The sequence below is a fragment of the Agromyces indicus genome, assembly GCF_031432295.1.
GTDB lineage: Bacteria > Actinomycetota > Actinomycetes > Actinomycetales > Microbacteriaceae > Agromyces > Agromyces indicus.
Genome location: NZ_JAVKGS010000003.1, coordinates 346,608 through 361,209, shown reverse-complemented (window position 1 = coordinate 361,209; position 14,602 = coordinate 346,608). Strand labels below are relative to the sequence as shown.

The following is a 14,602-nucleotide window of genomic DNA, read 5'->3' as shown; positions in this document are numbered from 1 at the left end:
CCGCCGAGCCGGTCAGCCGATCAGGGCGATCGCGAGGGCGGCGCAGGCGATGACGAGCGCCGCCGCCGCGGTGATGGTGCCCGCCGGACCCGCGACGCGCACCGTGCCGCGACCGTCGTCGACCGGGCGCGCGGCGGGCGGCGTCGGGATCGTGGTGTGCTCGGCCACCGCCTCCGCGAGGCGGATCGTGCGGTGCAGCGCCGGCTCCGGCCGTCTCGGGGCAGCGGATGCCGCGGCGTCGTCGCCGCGGACGGCGACCCGCACGGCGCCCGCGCGCGCGGTGTGCGGCGTCCACCCGGAGCCGTCCCAGTAGCGCAGGAGCGCGGCATCCGTCTCGTCGGGGTGCCAGCCGGCGGCCCGGTGGCTCGGCGTCACGAGCGTTCCGAACGCCCCGCACGGATGGCGCGGACGGCGAGCTGCACGGATGCCGCGACGAGCAGCGCGGCGAACAGCCACGCCGCGACCGTCGGCGGCAGGAGGAACGCGAGGGCGACCCCGGGGATCGCGGCGAGCGTTGCGGCGGCCCCGACGATGAGGCCGTCGCGCGCGACGAGCATCCGGCCGCGGATGTTGGCGATGCTGCCCGAGATCGACGTGGGGATCATGGCCGCGAGCGAGGTGCCCTTGGCCAGGAGGTCGCCCATGCCGAACAGCGTGATGAACGCGGGCACCATGATGAGCCCGCCGCCGATTCCGAACAGGCCGGCCGCGATGCCCATCACGAACCCGAGGCCCACGTAGGCGATGCCGATGCCGAGGTCGAGCTCGGCCGGGTCCGCGGCCCGGTCCGGCGGAACGATCACGAGGCGCACCGCCACGACGAGCAGCAGGACGATGAAACCCCATCGCAGCCACCCGATCGGCAGCCGCCGGAGCAGGTGGGCGCCGATCCAGGATCCGCCGATGCCGCCCACGGCCACGAGGCCCGCCGCGGCGAGATCGACCTCGCCGTTGGCGAAGTAGGCGATCGAGCCCACGATCGCGGTCGGCACGATGGCCGCGAGCGAGGTCGCGGCGGCCCGGCGCTGGTCGAAGCCCGCGAGAACGATGAGCAGGGGGACCATGATGATGCCGCCGCCCACGCCGAACGCGCCGGAGAGCAGGCCGCCCACCACCCCGACCGCGATGAGCCGCAGCGGCGACGCCGGTCGCGGCGCGGATACGACGGGATCGGCTGGCTGGTCGGGCATCCGTCAACTGTATCGACGCGCCCGCGCCCGGCCATGGGGAGCGGTCCCCGCGAGACGTTACGCAAACGTATTGCGGACGCACAGGGAGGATGGGATAGCCTGAAGGTTCCTCCAACTTGCGGGCGCCCGCCCGTGTCACGACTGATTGCCCGGAGGCGGCACGATCCGCAGGCATGACCCGAGACCGAGGGATCGCCGCCGTAACGGCGCAGCACCCTCGGACATCGTCCACCGACATCCGTCGGCGGACTGCGGACGGCCGTCTGGCCGAACGTGACGGGCCGAACCGTTCGGCCCGGTTCGAAGCAAGGGAATACACAGCATGGCTACCGGAACCGTCAAGTGGTTCAACGCCGAGAAGGGCTTCGGCTTCATCGCCCCCTCCGACGGCAGCGCCGACGTCTTCGCGCACTTCAGCGCCATCACGGGCAGCGGCTACCGCTCGCTCGACGAGGGCCAGAACGTGGAGTTCGAGGTCGTCCAGGGTCAGAAGGGCCCGCAGGCCGAGAACATCCGCGCGATCTGAGCGCACGACGCGCATCGCGCGTCGCACCCGAACGCCGGGCCGGACTCATGTCCGCCCGGCGTTCGCCGTTTCCGGGGTCCGTGGCCGTAGCACGCGGCGCGCGCGCGGGCAACGGGATGGGGCGCCGGGGGAGCGGGTCGTAGCCTCGCCGGCATGACCCCCGCCGCGAAGCGCCCGGACGCCGGAGCCGAGGACGATCGTCCCGGCGCCGAGGCGTGGGTGCCCGCCGCGGCCGATCTCGACGCCCTCCGGTCGGCCGCTCCCGGATGCCGCGGCTGCGAGCTCTACCGCGACGCCACGCAGGTGGTGTTCTCGGCCGGTGGGGCGGGTGCCCGCCTGATGCTCGTGGGGGAGCAGCCCGGCGACCGGGAGGACCTCGAGGGCGAGCCCTTCGTCGGGCCCGCGGGACGCCTGCTCGACCGGGCGCTCGACGCGGCGGGCATCCCGCGCGGCGACGCGTACCTCACCAACGCCGTCAAGCACTTCCGATTCGAGCTGCGCGGCAAGCGGCGCATCCACGCCAAGCCGGCGGTCGGGCACGTCCTCGCCTGCCGGCCCTGGCTCGAGGCGGAGTTCGACGTGGTGCGGCCCCGCGTCGTGGTCTGCCTCGGGGCGACGGCGGCGCGTGCGGTCGTCGGCTCGGCGGTGCGCATCGGCGAGGTGCGGGGTCGGGTGCTGGAGGAGGATCGTGCCGGGCGGCCGCTCCCGGCGCCGACGGTGGTCACGGAACATCCGTCGGCCGTGCTCCGGCTGCGGGAGCGCCCGGTGCGCGAGGCGGCCTTCGCCCGGCTCGTCGACGATCTGGCCGCGGCGGCGGAGGTTGCGGAGGGGGGCTCCGCACGGTGATCGCGGCCCGTGTCGGTGCCCACCGGTCCCGCCGATCTCGCAGCTTGCCCCGATAGGCTCGCGGCCCCACCCGTGATGAAGGAGTCAGCATGCAGTGCCCCACCGACGGCGCCGTGCTCGTGATGAGCGAGCGCAGCGGGATCGAGATCGACTACTGCCCGACGTGCCGCGGCGTGTGGCTCGACCGCGGCGAGCTCGACAAGATCATCGAGCGCGCCGGGCAGGAGTTCGCCCGTGGCGCGAGTGCTCCGGTGTCCCCGCCGTCCGCGCCGCAGATGGCTCCGCAGCAGCCCGCTCCGCCGCAGCAGGGCTATCCGGCGAACCCGATGGACCTGCTCCGGCAGGCGACCGGTGGATACGGCGACCGCCGCTACGACGACCGCCGCTACGACGACCGCCGCTACGACCAGGGCGCTCCGCGGAAGAAGCGCAAGGACAACTGGCTGTCGGAGCTGTTCGACTGAGCCCTCGATCCGAGGTCGCGAGCACGTGAACGGGCCCCCGACCGCCGAGGCGGTGCGGGGGCCCGTTCCGTGCAGAGCGCGGTCGGTCTCAGCCGACGAGGGCGAGCGGCGGTTCGCTCACGTCGGTCTCGATGCTCATGCCGCCGGCGGAGTTGGCTGCGGCGACGAGCCGCTCGAGCCAGGCGCGGTCGAGCGGTCCCGACTCCTCGGCGTCGAAGACGAACCGGAGCGGGATGGCCGGCTCGATCCAGAGCGTCTCGGCGGCGCTGCCCGCGGTGGCCCCTCCGCGCAGGGTGAGTGCGAACGGCTCCCGGCGGCGGAGCTTGGCGAAGACGGCGGCGCGCAGGTGGCGCAGCGTGCGGTCGTCGATGACGTAGTGGTGGCCGTCGAACCCGTACGCGAGCTGTCCCATCGTGTCCCCTCGATCGTCATCGGGCCGGTTGTTCGGCCCGTCGTGCTGTTCGGTGTTGCGAGCGTAGCGTTTTACTAGACCGTCTAGCGAAAGATGAGCCGAACCGTTCCGATAACGGATAACCGGGCGGATCGATGCCGATCCGGCGCGCCGCTCGGCGATCCTCCCGCGCTGCCTCGCCCCTACTCGTCGGCGGTCTCGTGGTCCGCCGTGGCGGTGGTCGAGCGCACCGACGCGCGGCCGATCGCGACCATCCATTGGACGCCGTACCGGTCGACGACGAGGCCGAAGGCGTCGCCCCATGGCGTCGGTTCGAGGTCGGCGGTGACCTGGCCGTCATCGGTCAGGCGTTCCCAGTACTCCCGCAGTCGTGCCTCGTCCTCGTATCCGCCGCTCAGCGACACCGCGAAGTTCGTGCCCGCCTCGAAGGGCATCTCGTTCGGGGTGTCCGCCCCCATCAGGTTGAGGTCGCCGGAGACGAGGTGGGCGTGCATGATCTTGTCGGCCTCGACGGGGTTCTCGGCGGCGTCGAAGTCGCTGAAGGTGCTGAGCGTGAGCTCGCCGCCGAAGATCGAATGGTAGAACTCCATCGCCTCGCGCGCCTCGTCGCGGAAGCTCAGGTACGGGGTGAGCAGGATGGACAATGGGGCCTCCTGGGTGGGCTGCGGCGGGCCGTGCGGCGTGCGCGGCGTGGTGTGATTCTGCCGTGCCGACGGGTGCCGGCGCGAGGGGTGGCGGATGCCGCGGCATCCGTGGTCGCCTGCTTGACGTCGCCCACCGACCGGCGTAGCTTGTCAACCAGTGAGTTGATCAATTGATTGGTTGAATATGGATGCCGCCGACGCCGACGACCGGCTCGACCGTGCCTTCCTGGCGCTGGCCGACCCGGTTCGCCGACGGATGGTCGCCCGGCTCAGCCGCGGACCGGCCACGGTCAACGAACTCGCCGAACCGTTCGACATCACCGTGCAGGCGGTGTCGAAGCACATCCGGGTCCTCGAGTCCGCCGGACTCGTCACCCGCAGCCGCGACGCCCAGCGTCGCCCCGTGCACCTCGATGCGGCCGCGCTCGAGAAGCTCACCGAGTGGATCGACCGGTATCGCCTCATCCACGAGCGGCAGTATCGCAAGCTCGACGCGCTGCTCGCCCGCAGCGACACGAAGGAGTCGTCGTCATGACCACCGAGACCCGCAACCCCGTCACCATCACCGCCCCCGAGGGCCTGCCGTACATCGACATCGAGCGCGTGTTCGACGCGCCCGTGTCGGCGGTCTTCGCCGCCCACCGGGATCCCGAACTCGTGCGGCAGTGGCTCGGACCCGACGGGTACGAGATGCGCATCGAACGCTGGGACTACCGGACGCAGGGCGGGTATCGCTACGTGCACACCGACCCCGAGGGCAACGACTGGGCCTTCAACGGCACGTTCCACACGGTCCGCGAAAACGAGTTCGCGGTGCACACCTTCGAGTTCGAGGGCGTGCCCGACGTGGTCGCCGTCGAATCCATGACGTTCGAGGACCTCGGCGACGGGCGCACGCGCCTGCGCGGGCACTCGGTGTACCCGAGCCTCGAGGCGCGCGACGGCATGGTGCAGTCCGGCATGGAACGCGGCGTGAGCGAGGGCTTCGCCCGGCTCGACGCCCTGCTCGCGGCGGAGGTGTGACATGGACTGGACGCTCGAGGTCGTCATCGTCCCCGTGAGCGATCTCGACCGCGCGATCGAGTTCTACCGCGACCGCGTCGGCTTCGAGCTCGACCACGACACGCACGCCGGGCCGCACCGGTTCGTGCAGCTCACGCCGCCGGGATCCGGGTGCTCGATCGTCATGGGCACGCTCCCGGCGCAGTCCGAGATGGCGCCCGGCTCGCTGAAGGGGGTGCAGCTCGTGGTCGCCGACGCCGAGGCGGCGCGCGCGGAACTCGTCGCGCGCGGCGTCGACGCCGGCCCGATCCAGGTGATCGACCCACGCGACGGCGGCACGTTCTTCGGGTTCGCCGACCCCGACGGCAACTCGTGGGCCGTGCAGCAGATCCGGACGCGCGGCGAGCGGCCGCTCATCCCGCACGAGGCGCGGCAGCGCTTCGGCGCCGAGCAGGACGCGCCGGCCTGACCGGGGCGCTCCCGGCGCGGGCGGGCAGGATGAGGGGGTGACCTCCCTCGTCCTGCTCGCCGACACGCACCTGCCCAAGCGCGCACGCGACCTGCCGCCCGAGGCCTGGGCCGCGGTGGATGCCGCGGACCTGGTCGTCCACGCGGGGGACTGGGTCGACGTCGCCACCCTCGACGCGCTCGAGGCCCGGGCGGCGCGACTCGTCGGCGTCCACGGCAACAACGACGGCGCGGCGCTGCGCGCCCGCCTGCCCGAGGTGGCCCGGATCGAGGTCGACGGCGTCCGGATCGCGGTCGTCCACGAGACCGGAGCCGCCGCCGGACGCGAGCGGCGCATGCAGGCCGCGTTCCCCGACGTCGACGTCCTCGTCTTCGGGCACAGCCACATCCCGTGGGACACGACCGCGCCGAACGGCCTGCGCCTGCTCAACCCGGGTTCGCCGACCGACCGGCGCCGCCAGCCCGTGGCGACCTTCATGACGGCGACCGCACACGACGGGCGGCTCGACGACGTCCGGCTCGTCGCGATCGACCCCGCCTGGCGCGGCGCAGGCCACTGACCGCCGACTGGACCGCGACGGGCGCCGCGCCGCGCGCGACCATGGACCGGTGACCCTCGCACCGCAGATCCTCCGCTACGCCGCCTTCACGTCCGACCCCGAGGGCGGCAACCCCGCCGGCATCGTGCTCGATGCGGCCGGGCTCGACGACGCCGACCTGCTGCGCATCGCCGCCGAGGTCGGGTACGCCGAGACCGCGTTCGTGACGGGCAGCGCCGACGGCGCCCGCGTCATCCGCTACTTCTCACCGGTCGCCGAGGTGCCGTTCTGCGGTCACGCGACGGTCGCGACCGCCGTCGCGATCGCCGAGCGCGAGGGGCCGGGGCGGGTGCGCTTCGCGACGCCCGTCGGCGAGGTCCGCATCGAGACGGCCGAGGTCGACGGGGCGCTCCGCGCGGCGTTCACGAGCGTCGAGCCGCGGGTCGAGCCCATGCCGGAGCCCGTGCTCGCCGAGCTGCTCGACCTGCTCGGGCTCCGGGCGTCGCAGCTCGACGAGCGGCATCCGCCCCGCATCTCGTTCGCCGGCAACCGCCACCCGGTGCTGGTGGTCGCCGACGCGGCCGCGTTCGACGCCTTCACCTTCGATCCCGACGCCGCGCGGGCGCTCATGGCCGCCCGCGACTGGCCCGCGACGATCACGGTGCTGCACCGGCTCCCGGACGCCGCCGACGGCGGGCTGCGGTTCGAGGCGCGCAACGTCTTCCCGGTCGGCACGATCACCGAGGACCCCGCGACCGGCGCCGCTGCAGCGGCCGTCGGGGGCTACCTGCGCGCGCTCGCCGAGGTCGAGCCGCCGGCTCGCGTGCTCATCGCCCAGGGCCGGCACGTCGGCCGCCCGAGCGAGCTCGTCGTCGACATCCCCGAAGCAGGCGGCATCGTCGTGAGCGGCGGGGCCGTCGAGATCGGCTCGTGACCGGCGGTACGCGAGCTCAGTGCAGGGGATCGCGTCCGTCGTCGTCCGTGGTCCGGTCCGGCACGTCGGCCACGTCGCCGCGTGCCCGAGGGTCGTGTTCGACGAGGTCGTCCACCTCGTCGGTCGGCACGCCGCTCGATTCGGTGTAGAGCGACTCCATCGTTCGCCGTGAGGGATGCCGCGGAGGCAGTTCGTCGTCGACGTGCGTGAGCACCGGGCGCAGGGGCGGGACCGCGGCCGGACCCGACGGCTGAGGAGCAGGAGGTGTCGCCGAGGGCCGCCGGAAGGCTCGTCCGAGCCGTCGCACCCACGCGGGCCCGACGGCGCCCCGGTCGAGGGGCGCCTCGACCTCGAGGCCGTAGTACTCGCCGATCTGGTCCACCAACTGCGCACGCCGGGCCAGCTCGTACGCACGCCGCTCGCGGCTGAACGCGATGATGGTCGACCAGCAGATGAGCAGCATCACGACGCTGAACGGCAGGGCGATGATGATCGCCGCGGTCTGCAGCGCGCGCAGGCCCCCGGCCAGCAGCAGCGAGATCGCGAGCAGGGCCGTGACGAGGGTGAAGAACGTGCGGACCCACTTGCGGGGGTTGATCTGGCCGCCGGTGGCGATCATGCCCATCACGAGCGCCCCGGAATCGGACGAGGTGACGAAGAAGATCGTGATGAGGATGATCACGCCCGTCGTGAGCACCCCGGTGGCCGGCAGGAACTCGAGCAGCGCGAACAACGTGCCCTCGACGTCGACGCTGCCGTCGGCGCCCACGAGGCTCCCCGGCTCGGTCAGCTCGAGGTGGAGCGCCGACCCGCCGAGGACGCTGAACCACAGGATGCCGATGAGCGTGGGGACGAGGATGACGCCCGCGACGAACTGCCGGACGGTCCGGCCACGCGAGATGCGGGCGATGAAGATGCCGACGAACGGCGCCCAGGAGATCCACCATCCCCAGTAGAACGAGGTCCACGTCGCCTGCCACGCCTCGCCGGTCGCACCCTGGAAGGCGCTCACGTTGAACGAGAGCCCGACGAAGTTCTGGATGTACGTGCCGATCGACTGGACGAACTCGCGCAGCAGGAACTCGGTCCGCCCGAACGCCAGCAGGTACAGCACGAGGAGCCCGGCGAGCACGAGGTTCGTCGACGACAACCACTTCATCCCGCGCGTCACGCCCGAGAGCACCGAGACGAGGACGAAGACCGTGATGACGAGGATGATGACGACCTGCGTGGTCGGCGACGGCTCGACGAGGCCGATCGCGTCGAGCCCAGCACTGATCTGGAGCACGCCGAGCCCGAGGGAGGTGGCGACGCCGAACAGCGTGCCGGCGAGTGCGACGACGTCGATCACGTTGCCCCACGCGCCGCGCACCCGGCGACCGAGGAGCGGTTCGAGGGTCCAGCGGATCGAGATCGGGCGCTTGCGGCGGTGGATCGCGTAGGCGAGCGCCAGCCCGACGACGACGTAGATCGACCAGGCGTGCACGCCCCAGTGCAGGTACGTCTGGCTGAGTGCGGCCTGCGCGAGCTGCTCGGGGGTGCCCGAGACGCCGGGGCGCGGCGACACGAAGTGGCTGAGCGGCTCGCTCGCGCCGTAGAAGACGAGCCCGATGCCCATGCCGGCGGCGAAGAGCAGCGAGAACCAGGCACCGAGCGAGAACTCCGGCCGGTCCTCGTCGGCACCCAGCCGGATGTCGCCGTAGCGGCTGAACCCGACGAACAGGCTGAAGGCGACGAAGAACGCCGCGATCAGGACGTAGTACCAGTTGAACGCGTTGACGATCGACGTCTGAACGGCACCGAACGCCGCCTCGGCCGCCCGCGGCGCGAGCAGGGCGAACCCGCTCATCGCGAGGACGACGACGGCCGCCGGCCAGAACACCCAGCGTTCGATGCTCGTCCTCGGCAGCCGGAACCGTCGGGGTTCGGCGCCGCGAGCGGGGGCATCCGTCCCGTCACCGTCCATGCCGTTCACGATACGCGGGCGACTAGGCTCGCACGAGGAATCCGTTCTGAGGAGCACGCATGCAGACCCGCACCCTCGGCCGCACCGGCCGCACCGTCTCGGCCATCGGACTCGGCACCTGGCAGCTCGGCGCCGACTGGGGCGAGGTCGACGAGGCCGACGCGCTCGCCGTGCTCGACGCGTCGCACGAGGCGGGCGTCACGGTCTTCGACACCGCCGACGTCTACGGCGACGGGCGTTCCGAGTCGCTCATCGGCCGATGGCTCGCGGCGAACCCCGACGCGGGCGTCACGGTCGCGACGAAGATGGGCCGACGGATGCCGCAGGAGCACGACAACTACGTGCTCGAGAACTTCCGCGCCTGGACCGACCGGTCGCGGCGCAACCTCGGCGTCGACACGCTCGACCTCGTGCAGCTGCACTGCCCGCCCACGTCGGTCTTCGTGGACGACGCGGTGTACGACGCGCTCGACACCCTCGTGGCCGAGGGCGCGATCGCCGCGTACGGGGTGAGCGTCGAGAAGGTCGACGAGGCGCTCGCGGCGATCGCGCGGCCGAACGTCGCGACGGTGCAGATCATCCTCAACGCCTTCCGCCTGAAGCCGGTCGACGAGGTGCTGCCGGTCGCGGAGCAGTACGGCGTCGGCGTCATCGCGCGCGTCCCGCTCGCGAGCGGCCTGCTGTCGGGCCGGTACACGCTCGACACCGAGTTCGCCGAGAACGACCACCGCAGCTACAACCGCCACGGCGAGGCGTTCGACGTCGGCGAGACGTTCTCGGGCGTCGACTACGCCACGGGCGTGCGCGCCGCGTCCGAGTTCGCCCGGCTCGCCCGCGAGGCGGCACCGGATGCCACGCCAGCGCAGGTCGCCCTCGCGTGGGTCGCCCGGCAGTCCGGCGTCTCCACGGTGATCCCCGGCGCCCGCAACCCCGAGCAGGCCCGCGCGAACGCCGCGGCGGGCTCGCTCGAGCTGCCGGACTCGTTCGACGCGGCCGTGCGCGACCTGTACGACCGGGAGATCCGCGCGTCGGTGCACCACCGCTGGTGACCCCGGCTCGCCATCCGTGATCGAGATCCTCACGGGCTTCGCCGTCATCGGCCTCGCGGTCTTCGTCGGGTGGCTGGCCGCGCGGACGGGGGTGCTCGGGCCGAGCGCCCGCCCCGTCCTCGCGCGCCTGAACTTCAGCGTCCTCGCGCCGTTCCTGCTGTTCTCGGTGCTCGCCACGGCCGACGTGCGACGCCTGTTCTCGTCGCTGCTGCCGGTCTCGGCGATCGCGGCGGTGACCATGATGCTCGTCTTCGCGCTGGTCTCCGCGACCCTGTTCCGCCGCGGCCTCGCGCGGACCACGATCGGCGCGCTGAGCGCCGGGTACGTCAACAGCAACAACATCGGCATCCCCATCGCGCTGTACCTGCTGGGCGACGCGGCGTACTCGGCGCCCGTCGTGCTGCTGCAGCTGCTCGTGTTCGCGCCGATCGTCCTGGTGCTGCTCGGCATCGCCGCGGAGGGTCGACCCTCGGCCCGCGGCATCCTGCGTTCGACGCTGCTCAACCCGATCATCGTCGGCTCGCTGCTCGGCGTGCTCGTCTCCGTCACCGGGCTCGAGCTGCCGCCGATCATCATGGACCCGGTGCAGCTCATCGGCCAGGCCGCGGTGCCGCTCATGCTCATCGCCTACGGGCTCTCGCTGCACGGCCAGCGGATGTTCGAGCCCGGCACGGGGCGACGCGACGTGCTCCTCGCCTCGGCGCTCAAGCTGTTCGCGATGCCCCTCGTCGCCTGGGCGGTCGGCGCGTTCGTGTTCGGCCTCGATGCGCGCGAGCTCTACGCCGTCACGGTCCTCGCGGCCCTGCCGACGGCCCAGAACGTGTTCGTGTTCGCGCAGCGCTACGAGACCGCCGAGGTCACGGCACGCGACACGGTGTTCCTCACCACCGTGGGGTCGGTGCCGGTGCTGTTCGCGGTGTCGCTGCTGCTCGGCTGACGCCGGGGCACGGCAGGATGGGCCGAGACCCGAAGGAGGCCGCATGCCCTTCCTGCGCGACGACGGCGCCCCGCTCGACGAACTGCGCCTGGCGCAGCGACCGGCCGACGGCCCCCGCTTCGAGCTCCGCGATGCCGTCGTCTACGTCGACCCCGTGTCCGGACGCCGGTACCGCGCGCCGGCGGCGGGGGAGGGGCCGCCGCCGTCGGGCGTCACCGACCTCGCCTCGGTGCCGAGCCCGCTGTGGGGGTTCATCGCGAGCTACGGGCGCCAGTCGGCGCCCGCCGTGCTGCACGACGCGCAGTCGCTCGCGGCCGAGGCGCTCGGCGATCCGAGGCGAGCGCTCGCGCAGCGGCGCGAGGACGACCTCGTGTTCCGGCGGGCGCTGCTCGAGCAGGGCGTCCCCCGGATGCGCGCGTGGCTGATGTGGGCGTGGGTGTCGGCCGACCGGGAGCGCGCCTACGCCGGTGCGGCCGGGTGGCTGCTGCTCGGGCAGGTCGCGCTCGGGGTGCTCGTGGTCGTGGCGTCCGTCGTGCTCGCGGTGCTGTGGGGTCCGTGGTGGCTCGCGCTCGCCGCGGCACCGGCGCTCGCCGCACTGCCGTGGCGGTCCCGCGCGTCGCTCCTCATCACGCTCACCTATCCGCTGGCGCTGTTCGGCCCGATGCTGCTCGTCCACTTCCTTGCGCTCGTGCCCTTCCGCCTGATCGAGGCGATCGTCGAGGTGTTCACCGGGGGCGACCCGGCGGGGGTAGTCCGGCCGACGGTGGCCCGGCCCGACGCGGAACGGCCCTGATTCAGGGTTGACCCTGAGGCAACCGCGGCGCGGCATCCGTACCGTTGACCTCGGTCGCACACCACGGACCGCAGGGGGAACTGTCACCGTGGGTCCGACCGGAGAGCCGGCCCGCGCAGGTCCGTCCCGAACCGGCGGCGCCGGCCGGCTCCCCCATCAACCGGCCGCGAGCGGCGGGCGCCTTGGGGGAGGCGCTCGCCGCCCGGCTTCCGGTTCCCCCGTTCGCCGCTCCCGGCCGCATGGGGCAGACTCGGACGGATGACCCCCAGCCTGCTCGACGCCGTCCCGAGCCCGTACGACGCCGACGCCATGTACGACGCGTTCGTGACGTGGGCCGAGGGTCGCGGCTTCGCGCTGTACCCCGCGCAGGACGAAGCGGTCATCGAACTCGTCTCCGGGGCGAACGTGATCCTCTCGACCCCGACCGGGACGGGCAAGTCGCTCGTCGCGGTGGCGGCGCACGCGGCATCCGTCGCTCGCACCGCGGCCGACCGCGCCGCCGGCCGCCCATGGGGTCGCACCTACTACACGGCGCCCATCAAGGCGCTCGTGAGCGAGAAGTTCTTCCAGCTCGTCGAGATCCTCGGCGCGCAGAACGTGGGCATGGTCACGGGCGACAGCTCGGTCAACCACGACGCGCCGATCATCTGCTGCACGGCCGAGATCCTCGCGAACCTCGCCCTACGCCAGGGGGCCGACGCACCCGTCGACCAGGTGGTGATGGACGAGTTCCACTACTACGGCGACGGCGATCGCGGCTGGGCGTGGCAGGTGCCGCTCATCACCCTGCCGCACGCGCAGTTCGTGCTCATGTCGGCGACGCTCGGCGACGTCACCGCCATCGCGGACGACCTCAGCCGCCGCACGGGCCGCGACACCGCTCGCGTCACGGGCGTGGAGCGGCCGGTGCCGCTGCACTTCTCGTACGCCCGCACCCCCGTGCAGGAGACCGTGGAGGACCTCATCGGCACGCGCCAGGCGCCGGTGTACATCGTGCACTTCTCCCAGGCCGCCGCGATGGAGCGCGCCCAGGCGCTGTCGTCCATCCGGGTCGTGACGCGCGAGCAGCGCGACGAGATCGCCGAGGCGATCGGCGGATTCCGGTTCACGACCGGGTTCGGCAAGACGCTGTCGCGGCTCGTCCGCGCCGGCATCGGCGTGCACCACGCCGGCATGCTGCCGCGCTACCGCCGGCTCGTCGAGACGCTCGCGCAGCGCGGCCTCCTCCGCGTCATCTGCGGCACCGACACGCTCGGCGTCGGCATCAACGTGCCCATCCGCTCGGTGCTCATCACCGCGCTCTCCAAGTACGACGGGCAGCGGATGCGCCAGCTGAGCGCGCGCGAGTTCCACCAGATCGCCGGCCGCGCCGGGCGTGCGGGGTACGACACGGCGGGCACCGTCGTCGTCCTCGCGCCGGATCACGAGATCGAGAACGAGACCGCGATCCGCAAGGCCGGCGACGACCCGAAGAAGCTGAAGAAGGTGGTGCGCAAGAAGCCGCCGGCCGGGTTCGTGACGTGGGGCGAGGGATCCTTCGAGCGACTCGTCGCCGCCGAACCCGAGCCGCTGCAGCCGCAGCTGAAGCTCAGCGCGGCCATGCTGATCAACGTCATCGGGCGCGGCGGCGACGTCGCCCGCGGCATCCGCTCGCTCGTCTTCGACAACCACGAGAGCCGCACACGGCGGTACGAGCTCGCTCGGCGCGCACTCGAGATCCTCCGCACGCTGCGCGACGCGGACGTGGTCGAGCTCGTGCCGACGGATGCCGCCGACCGCCCACTCGGCGTCGACCTGCGCCTCACGGTCGACCTGCAGCCGAACTTCGCGCTCAACCAGCCGTTGTCGCCGTTCGCGCTCGCCGCGATCGAGCTGCTCGACCCCGAGACGAGCGAGCAGGGCACCGGCCACTACTCGCTCGACGTCGTGTCGATCATCGAGTCGACGCTCGACGACCCGCGCCCGATCCTGTCGCAGCAGCAGTACAAGGCCCGCGGCGAGGCGGTCGCCGCGATGAAGCGCGACGGCATCGAGTACGACGAGCGGATGGCGCTGCTCGAGGAGGTCACCTGGCCGAAGCCGCTCGACGAGCTGCTGGCCCACGCGTTCGAGACGTTCGCGGCGAGCCAGCCGTGGGTGCGCGACTTCGAGCTCAGCCCCAAGTCGGTCGTGCGCGACATGTTCGAGCGGTCGATGTCGTTCGGCGAGTACGTGTCGTACTACCAGCTGCAGCGCAGCGAGGGGCTGGTGCTCCGGTACCTGTCCGACGCGTTCCGCGCGATCCGCCAGACGGTGCCCGACGAGGCGAAGGACGAGGACCTGCTCGACCTCATCGAGTGGCTGGGCGAACTGGTGCGGCAGGTGGACTCGAGCCTGGTCGACGAGTGGTCCGAGCTCGTCGACCCGCGCTCGCACCTGCCCGAGGACGAGGCGCCCGTCGTGCCGCCCGCACCGCCGTCGGTCGTCACCAACCGGCGCGCGTTCACGGTGCTCGTGCGCAACGAGCTGTTCCGGCGCGTGCAGCTCGCCGCGCTCGACCACGACGACGAGCTGGTCGTGCTCGACCCCGGTCCCATGTGGCCCGAGGCGCTCGATGCGTACTACGCCGAGCACGACTCGATCGGCACCGGCGGGCCGGCGCGCTCGCCGAGGCTCGTCGCGATCGACGAGACGGATGCCGCGGACGGCGTGTGGCGCGTCGAGCAGACGATCGACGATCCGGCCGGGCACCACGACTGGCGTATCCGCGGCGAGGTCGACCTGGTCGCGTCGGCCGAGGAGGGCACCGCGGTCGTCCGCGTCACCGAGGTCGTGCGGCTGTAGCCCGACCGC

At 72.6% G+C, this 14,602-nt stretch carries 17 protein-coding genes; 12 read left to right on the top strand and 5 right to left on the bottom strand.

The genetic code is table 11. From position 1 onward, the window contains the following. Window positions 1-12 precede the first annotated feature (12 nt). Both RH861_RS11580 and RH861_RS11575 read right to left on the bottom strand, forming a co-directional pair. A complete protein-coding gene (locus tag RH861_RS11580) occupies window positions 13-375 on the bottom strand; it encodes a DUF2510 domain-containing protein (RefSeq protein ID WP_310521086.1) in 363 nt (120 codons plus the stop codon). After that, on the bottom strand, window positions 372-1,190 hold the full coding sequence (locus tag RH861_RS11575; RefSeq protein ID WP_310521085.1) for a sulfite exporter TauE/SafE family protein: 819 nt from the start codon (window positions 1,188-1,190) through the stop codon (window positions 372-374). Before RH861_RS11575 ends, RH861_RS11580 begins: the two co-directional genes overlap by 4 nt. Window positions 1,191-1,512: 322 nt before the next feature. On the opposite strand from RH861_RS11575, the gene cspE reads away from it, so the two are divergent. The 3 genes from cspE (at window position 1,513) to RH861_RS11560 (ending at window position 3,026) form a co-directional block, all read left to right on the top strand. Beyond that, the gene (cspE, locus tag RH861_RS11570) at window positions 1,513-1,716 is read left to right on the top strand and encodes a transcription antiterminator/RNA stability regulator CspE (protein WP_067944966.1); all 204 of its coding nucleotides are present in this window, start codon (window positions 1,513-1,515) and stop codon (window positions 1,714-1,716) included. A 153-nt stretch (window positions 1,717-1,869) separates the two neighbouring features. Next, window positions 1,870-2,562 (top strand): UdgX family uracil-DNA binding protein, encoded by a 693-nt coding sequence (locus RH861_RS11565; protein ID WP_310521084.1) that lies wholly within the window; start codon window positions 1,870-1,872, stop codon window positions 2,560-2,562. 89 nt (window positions 2,563-2,651) lie between these two features. Continuing rightward, the gene (locus RH861_RS11560) at window positions 2,652-3,026 is read left to right on the top strand and encodes a TFIIB-type zinc ribbon-containing protein (protein WP_310521083.1); all 375 of its coding nucleotides are present in this window, start codon (window positions 2,652-2,654) and stop codon (window positions 3,024-3,026) included. Window positions 3,027-3,114: 88 nt separating this feature from the next. On the opposite strand, the gene RH861_RS11555 is transcribed toward RH861_RS11560, so the two are convergent. Continuing rightward, on the bottom strand, window positions 3,115-3,438 hold the full coding sequence (locus RH861_RS11555; RefSeq protein ID WP_310521082.1) for a DUF7882 family protein: 324 nt from the start codon (window positions 3,436-3,438) through the stop codon (window positions 3,115-3,117). Window positions 3,439-3,620: 182 nt separating this feature from the next. Continuing rightward, window positions 3,621-4,082: a VOC family protein gene (locus RH861_RS11550; RefSeq protein WP_310521081.1), complete on the bottom strand. Its 462-nt coding sequence runs from the start codon at window positions 4,080-4,082 to the stop codon at window positions 3,621-3,623. A gap of 184 nt (window positions 4,083-4,266) precedes the next feature. Here RH861_RS11550 and RH861_RS11545 point away from each other — a divergent pair, with 184 nt between their 5' ends. The 5 genes from RH861_RS11545 to RH861_RS11525 are packed head-to-tail and all read left to right on the top strand — an operon-like array spanning window position 4,267 to window position 7,025. Then, window positions 4,267-4,617, top strand: a complete 351-nt coding sequence (locus tag RH861_RS11545; protein ID WP_310521080.1) for an ArsR/SmtB family transcription factor — start codon at window positions 4,267-4,269, stop codon at window positions 4,615-4,617. Continuing rightward, a complete protein-coding gene (locus RH861_RS11540; protein ID WP_310521079.1) occupies window positions 4,614-5,105 on the top strand; it encodes an SRPBCC family protein in 492 nt (163 codons plus the stop codon). The genes RH861_RS11545 and RH861_RS11540 overlap by 4 nt, the downstream gene beginning before the upstream one ends. A 1-nt stretch (window position 5,106) precedes the next feature. Then, entirely contained in the window at window positions 5,107-5,553 is a 447-nt protein-coding gene (locus RH861_RS11535; RefSeq protein WP_310521078.1) for a VOC family protein, read from the top strand. A 37-nt stretch (window positions 5,554-5,590) separates the two neighbouring features. Continuing rightward, complete coding sequence (locus tag RH861_RS11530) at window positions 5,591-6,112, top strand: metallophosphoesterase family protein (protein ID WP_310521077.1); 522 nt, start codon at window positions 5,591-5,593, stop codon at window positions 6,110-6,112. 49 nt (window positions 6,113-6,161) lie between these two features. Next, the gene (locus tag RH861_RS11525) at window positions 6,162-7,025 is read left to right on the top strand and encodes a PhzF family protein (RefSeq protein ID WP_310521076.1); all 864 of its coding nucleotides are present in this window, start codon (window positions 6,162-6,164) and stop codon (window positions 7,023-7,025) included. Window positions 7,026-7,041: 16 nt separating this feature from the next. Here the strand turns inward: RH861_RS11525 and RH861_RS11520 are convergent, their stop codons facing one another. Then, window positions 7,042-8,991 carry a BCCT family transporter gene (locus tag RH861_RS11520; RefSeq protein WP_310521075.1) on the bottom strand — a complete coding sequence of 650 codons (1,950 nt, stop codon included), beginning with the start codon at window positions 8,989-8,991 and terminating at the stop codon, window positions 7,042-7,044. Window positions 8,992-9,050: 59 nt separating this feature from the next. Here RH861_RS11520 and RH861_RS11515 point away from each other — a divergent pair, with 59 nt between their 5' ends. From RH861_RS11515 to RH861_RS11500, 4 genes are all read left to right on the top strand, one after another. Further along, a complete protein-coding gene (locus RH861_RS11515; protein ID WP_310521074.1) occupies window positions 9,051-10,040 on the top strand; it encodes an aldo/keto reductase in 990 nt (329 codons plus the stop codon). Between the two features lie 16 nt (window positions 10,041-10,056). Beyond that, on the top strand, window positions 10,057-10,977 hold the full coding sequence (locus RH861_RS11510; RefSeq protein WP_310521073.1) for an AEC family transporter: 921 nt from the start codon (window positions 10,057-10,059) through the stop codon (window positions 10,975-10,977). Between the two features lie 43 nt (window positions 10,978-11,020). Further along, a complete protein-coding gene (locus RH861_RS11505; RefSeq protein ID WP_310521072.1) occupies window positions 11,021-11,770 on the top strand; it encodes a DUF1353 domain-containing protein in 750 nt (249 codons plus the stop codon). Window positions 11,771-12,028: 258 nt separating this feature from the next. After that, window positions 12,029-14,593: a DEAD/DEAH box helicase gene (locus RH861_RS11500; protein ID WP_310521071.1), complete on the top strand. Its 2,565-nt coding sequence runs from the start codon at window positions 12,029-12,031 to the stop codon at window positions 14,591-14,593. Window positions 14,594-14,602 lie beyond the last annotated feature (9 nt).

Excerpts from the sequence above, each read along its gene's own strand:
- RH861_RS11520 (WP_310521075.1), bottom strand. The coding sequence starts at position 8,991 with ATGGACGGTGACGGGACGGATGCCCCCGCTCGCGGCGCCGAACCCCGA.
- RH861_RS11545 (WP_310521080.1), top strand. The coding sequence starts at position 4,267 with ATGGATGCCGCCGACGCCGACGACCGGCTCGACCGTGCCTTCCTGGCG.
- RH861_RS11560 (WP_310521083.1), top strand. The coding sequence starts at position 2,652 with ATGCAGTGCCCCACCGACGGCGCCGTGCTCGTGATGAGCGAGCGCAGC.
- cspE (WP_067944966.1), top strand. The coding sequence starts at position 1,513 with ATGGCTACCGGAACCGTCAAGTGGTTCAACGCCGAGAAGGGCTTCGGC.
- RH861_RS11575 (WP_310521085.1), bottom strand. The coding sequence starts at position 1,190 with ATGCCCGACCAGCCAGCCGATCCCGTCGTATCCGCGCCGCGACCGGCG.
- RH861_RS11515 (WP_310521074.1), top strand. The coding sequence starts at position 9,051 with ATGCAGACCCGCACCCTCGGCCGCACCGGCCGCACCGTCTCGGCCATC.
- RH861_RS11565 (WP_310521084.1), top strand. The coding sequence starts at position 1,870 with ATGACCCCCGCCGCGAAGCGCCCGGACGCCGGAGCCGAGGACGATCGT.
- RH861_RS11535 (WP_310521078.1), top strand. The coding sequence starts at position 5,107 with ATGGACTGGACGCTCGAGGTCGTCATCGTCCCCGTGAGCGATCTCGAC.
- RH861_RS11505 (WP_310521072.1), top strand. The coding sequence starts at position 11,021 with ATGCCCTTCCTGCGCGACGACGGCGCCCCGCTCGACGAACTGCGCCTG.
- RH861_RS11540 (WP_310521079.1), top strand. The coding sequence starts at position 4,614 with ATGACCACCGAGACCCGCAACCCCGTCACCATCACCGCCCCCGAGGGC.
- RH861_RS11500 (WP_310521071.1), top strand. The coding sequence starts at position 12,029 with ATGACCCCCAGCCTGCTCGACGCCGTCCCGAGCCCGTACGACGCCGAC.
- RH861_RS11555 (WP_310521082.1), bottom strand. The coding sequence starts at position 3,438 with ATGGGACAGCTCGCGTACGGGTTCGACGGCCACCACTACGTCATCGAC.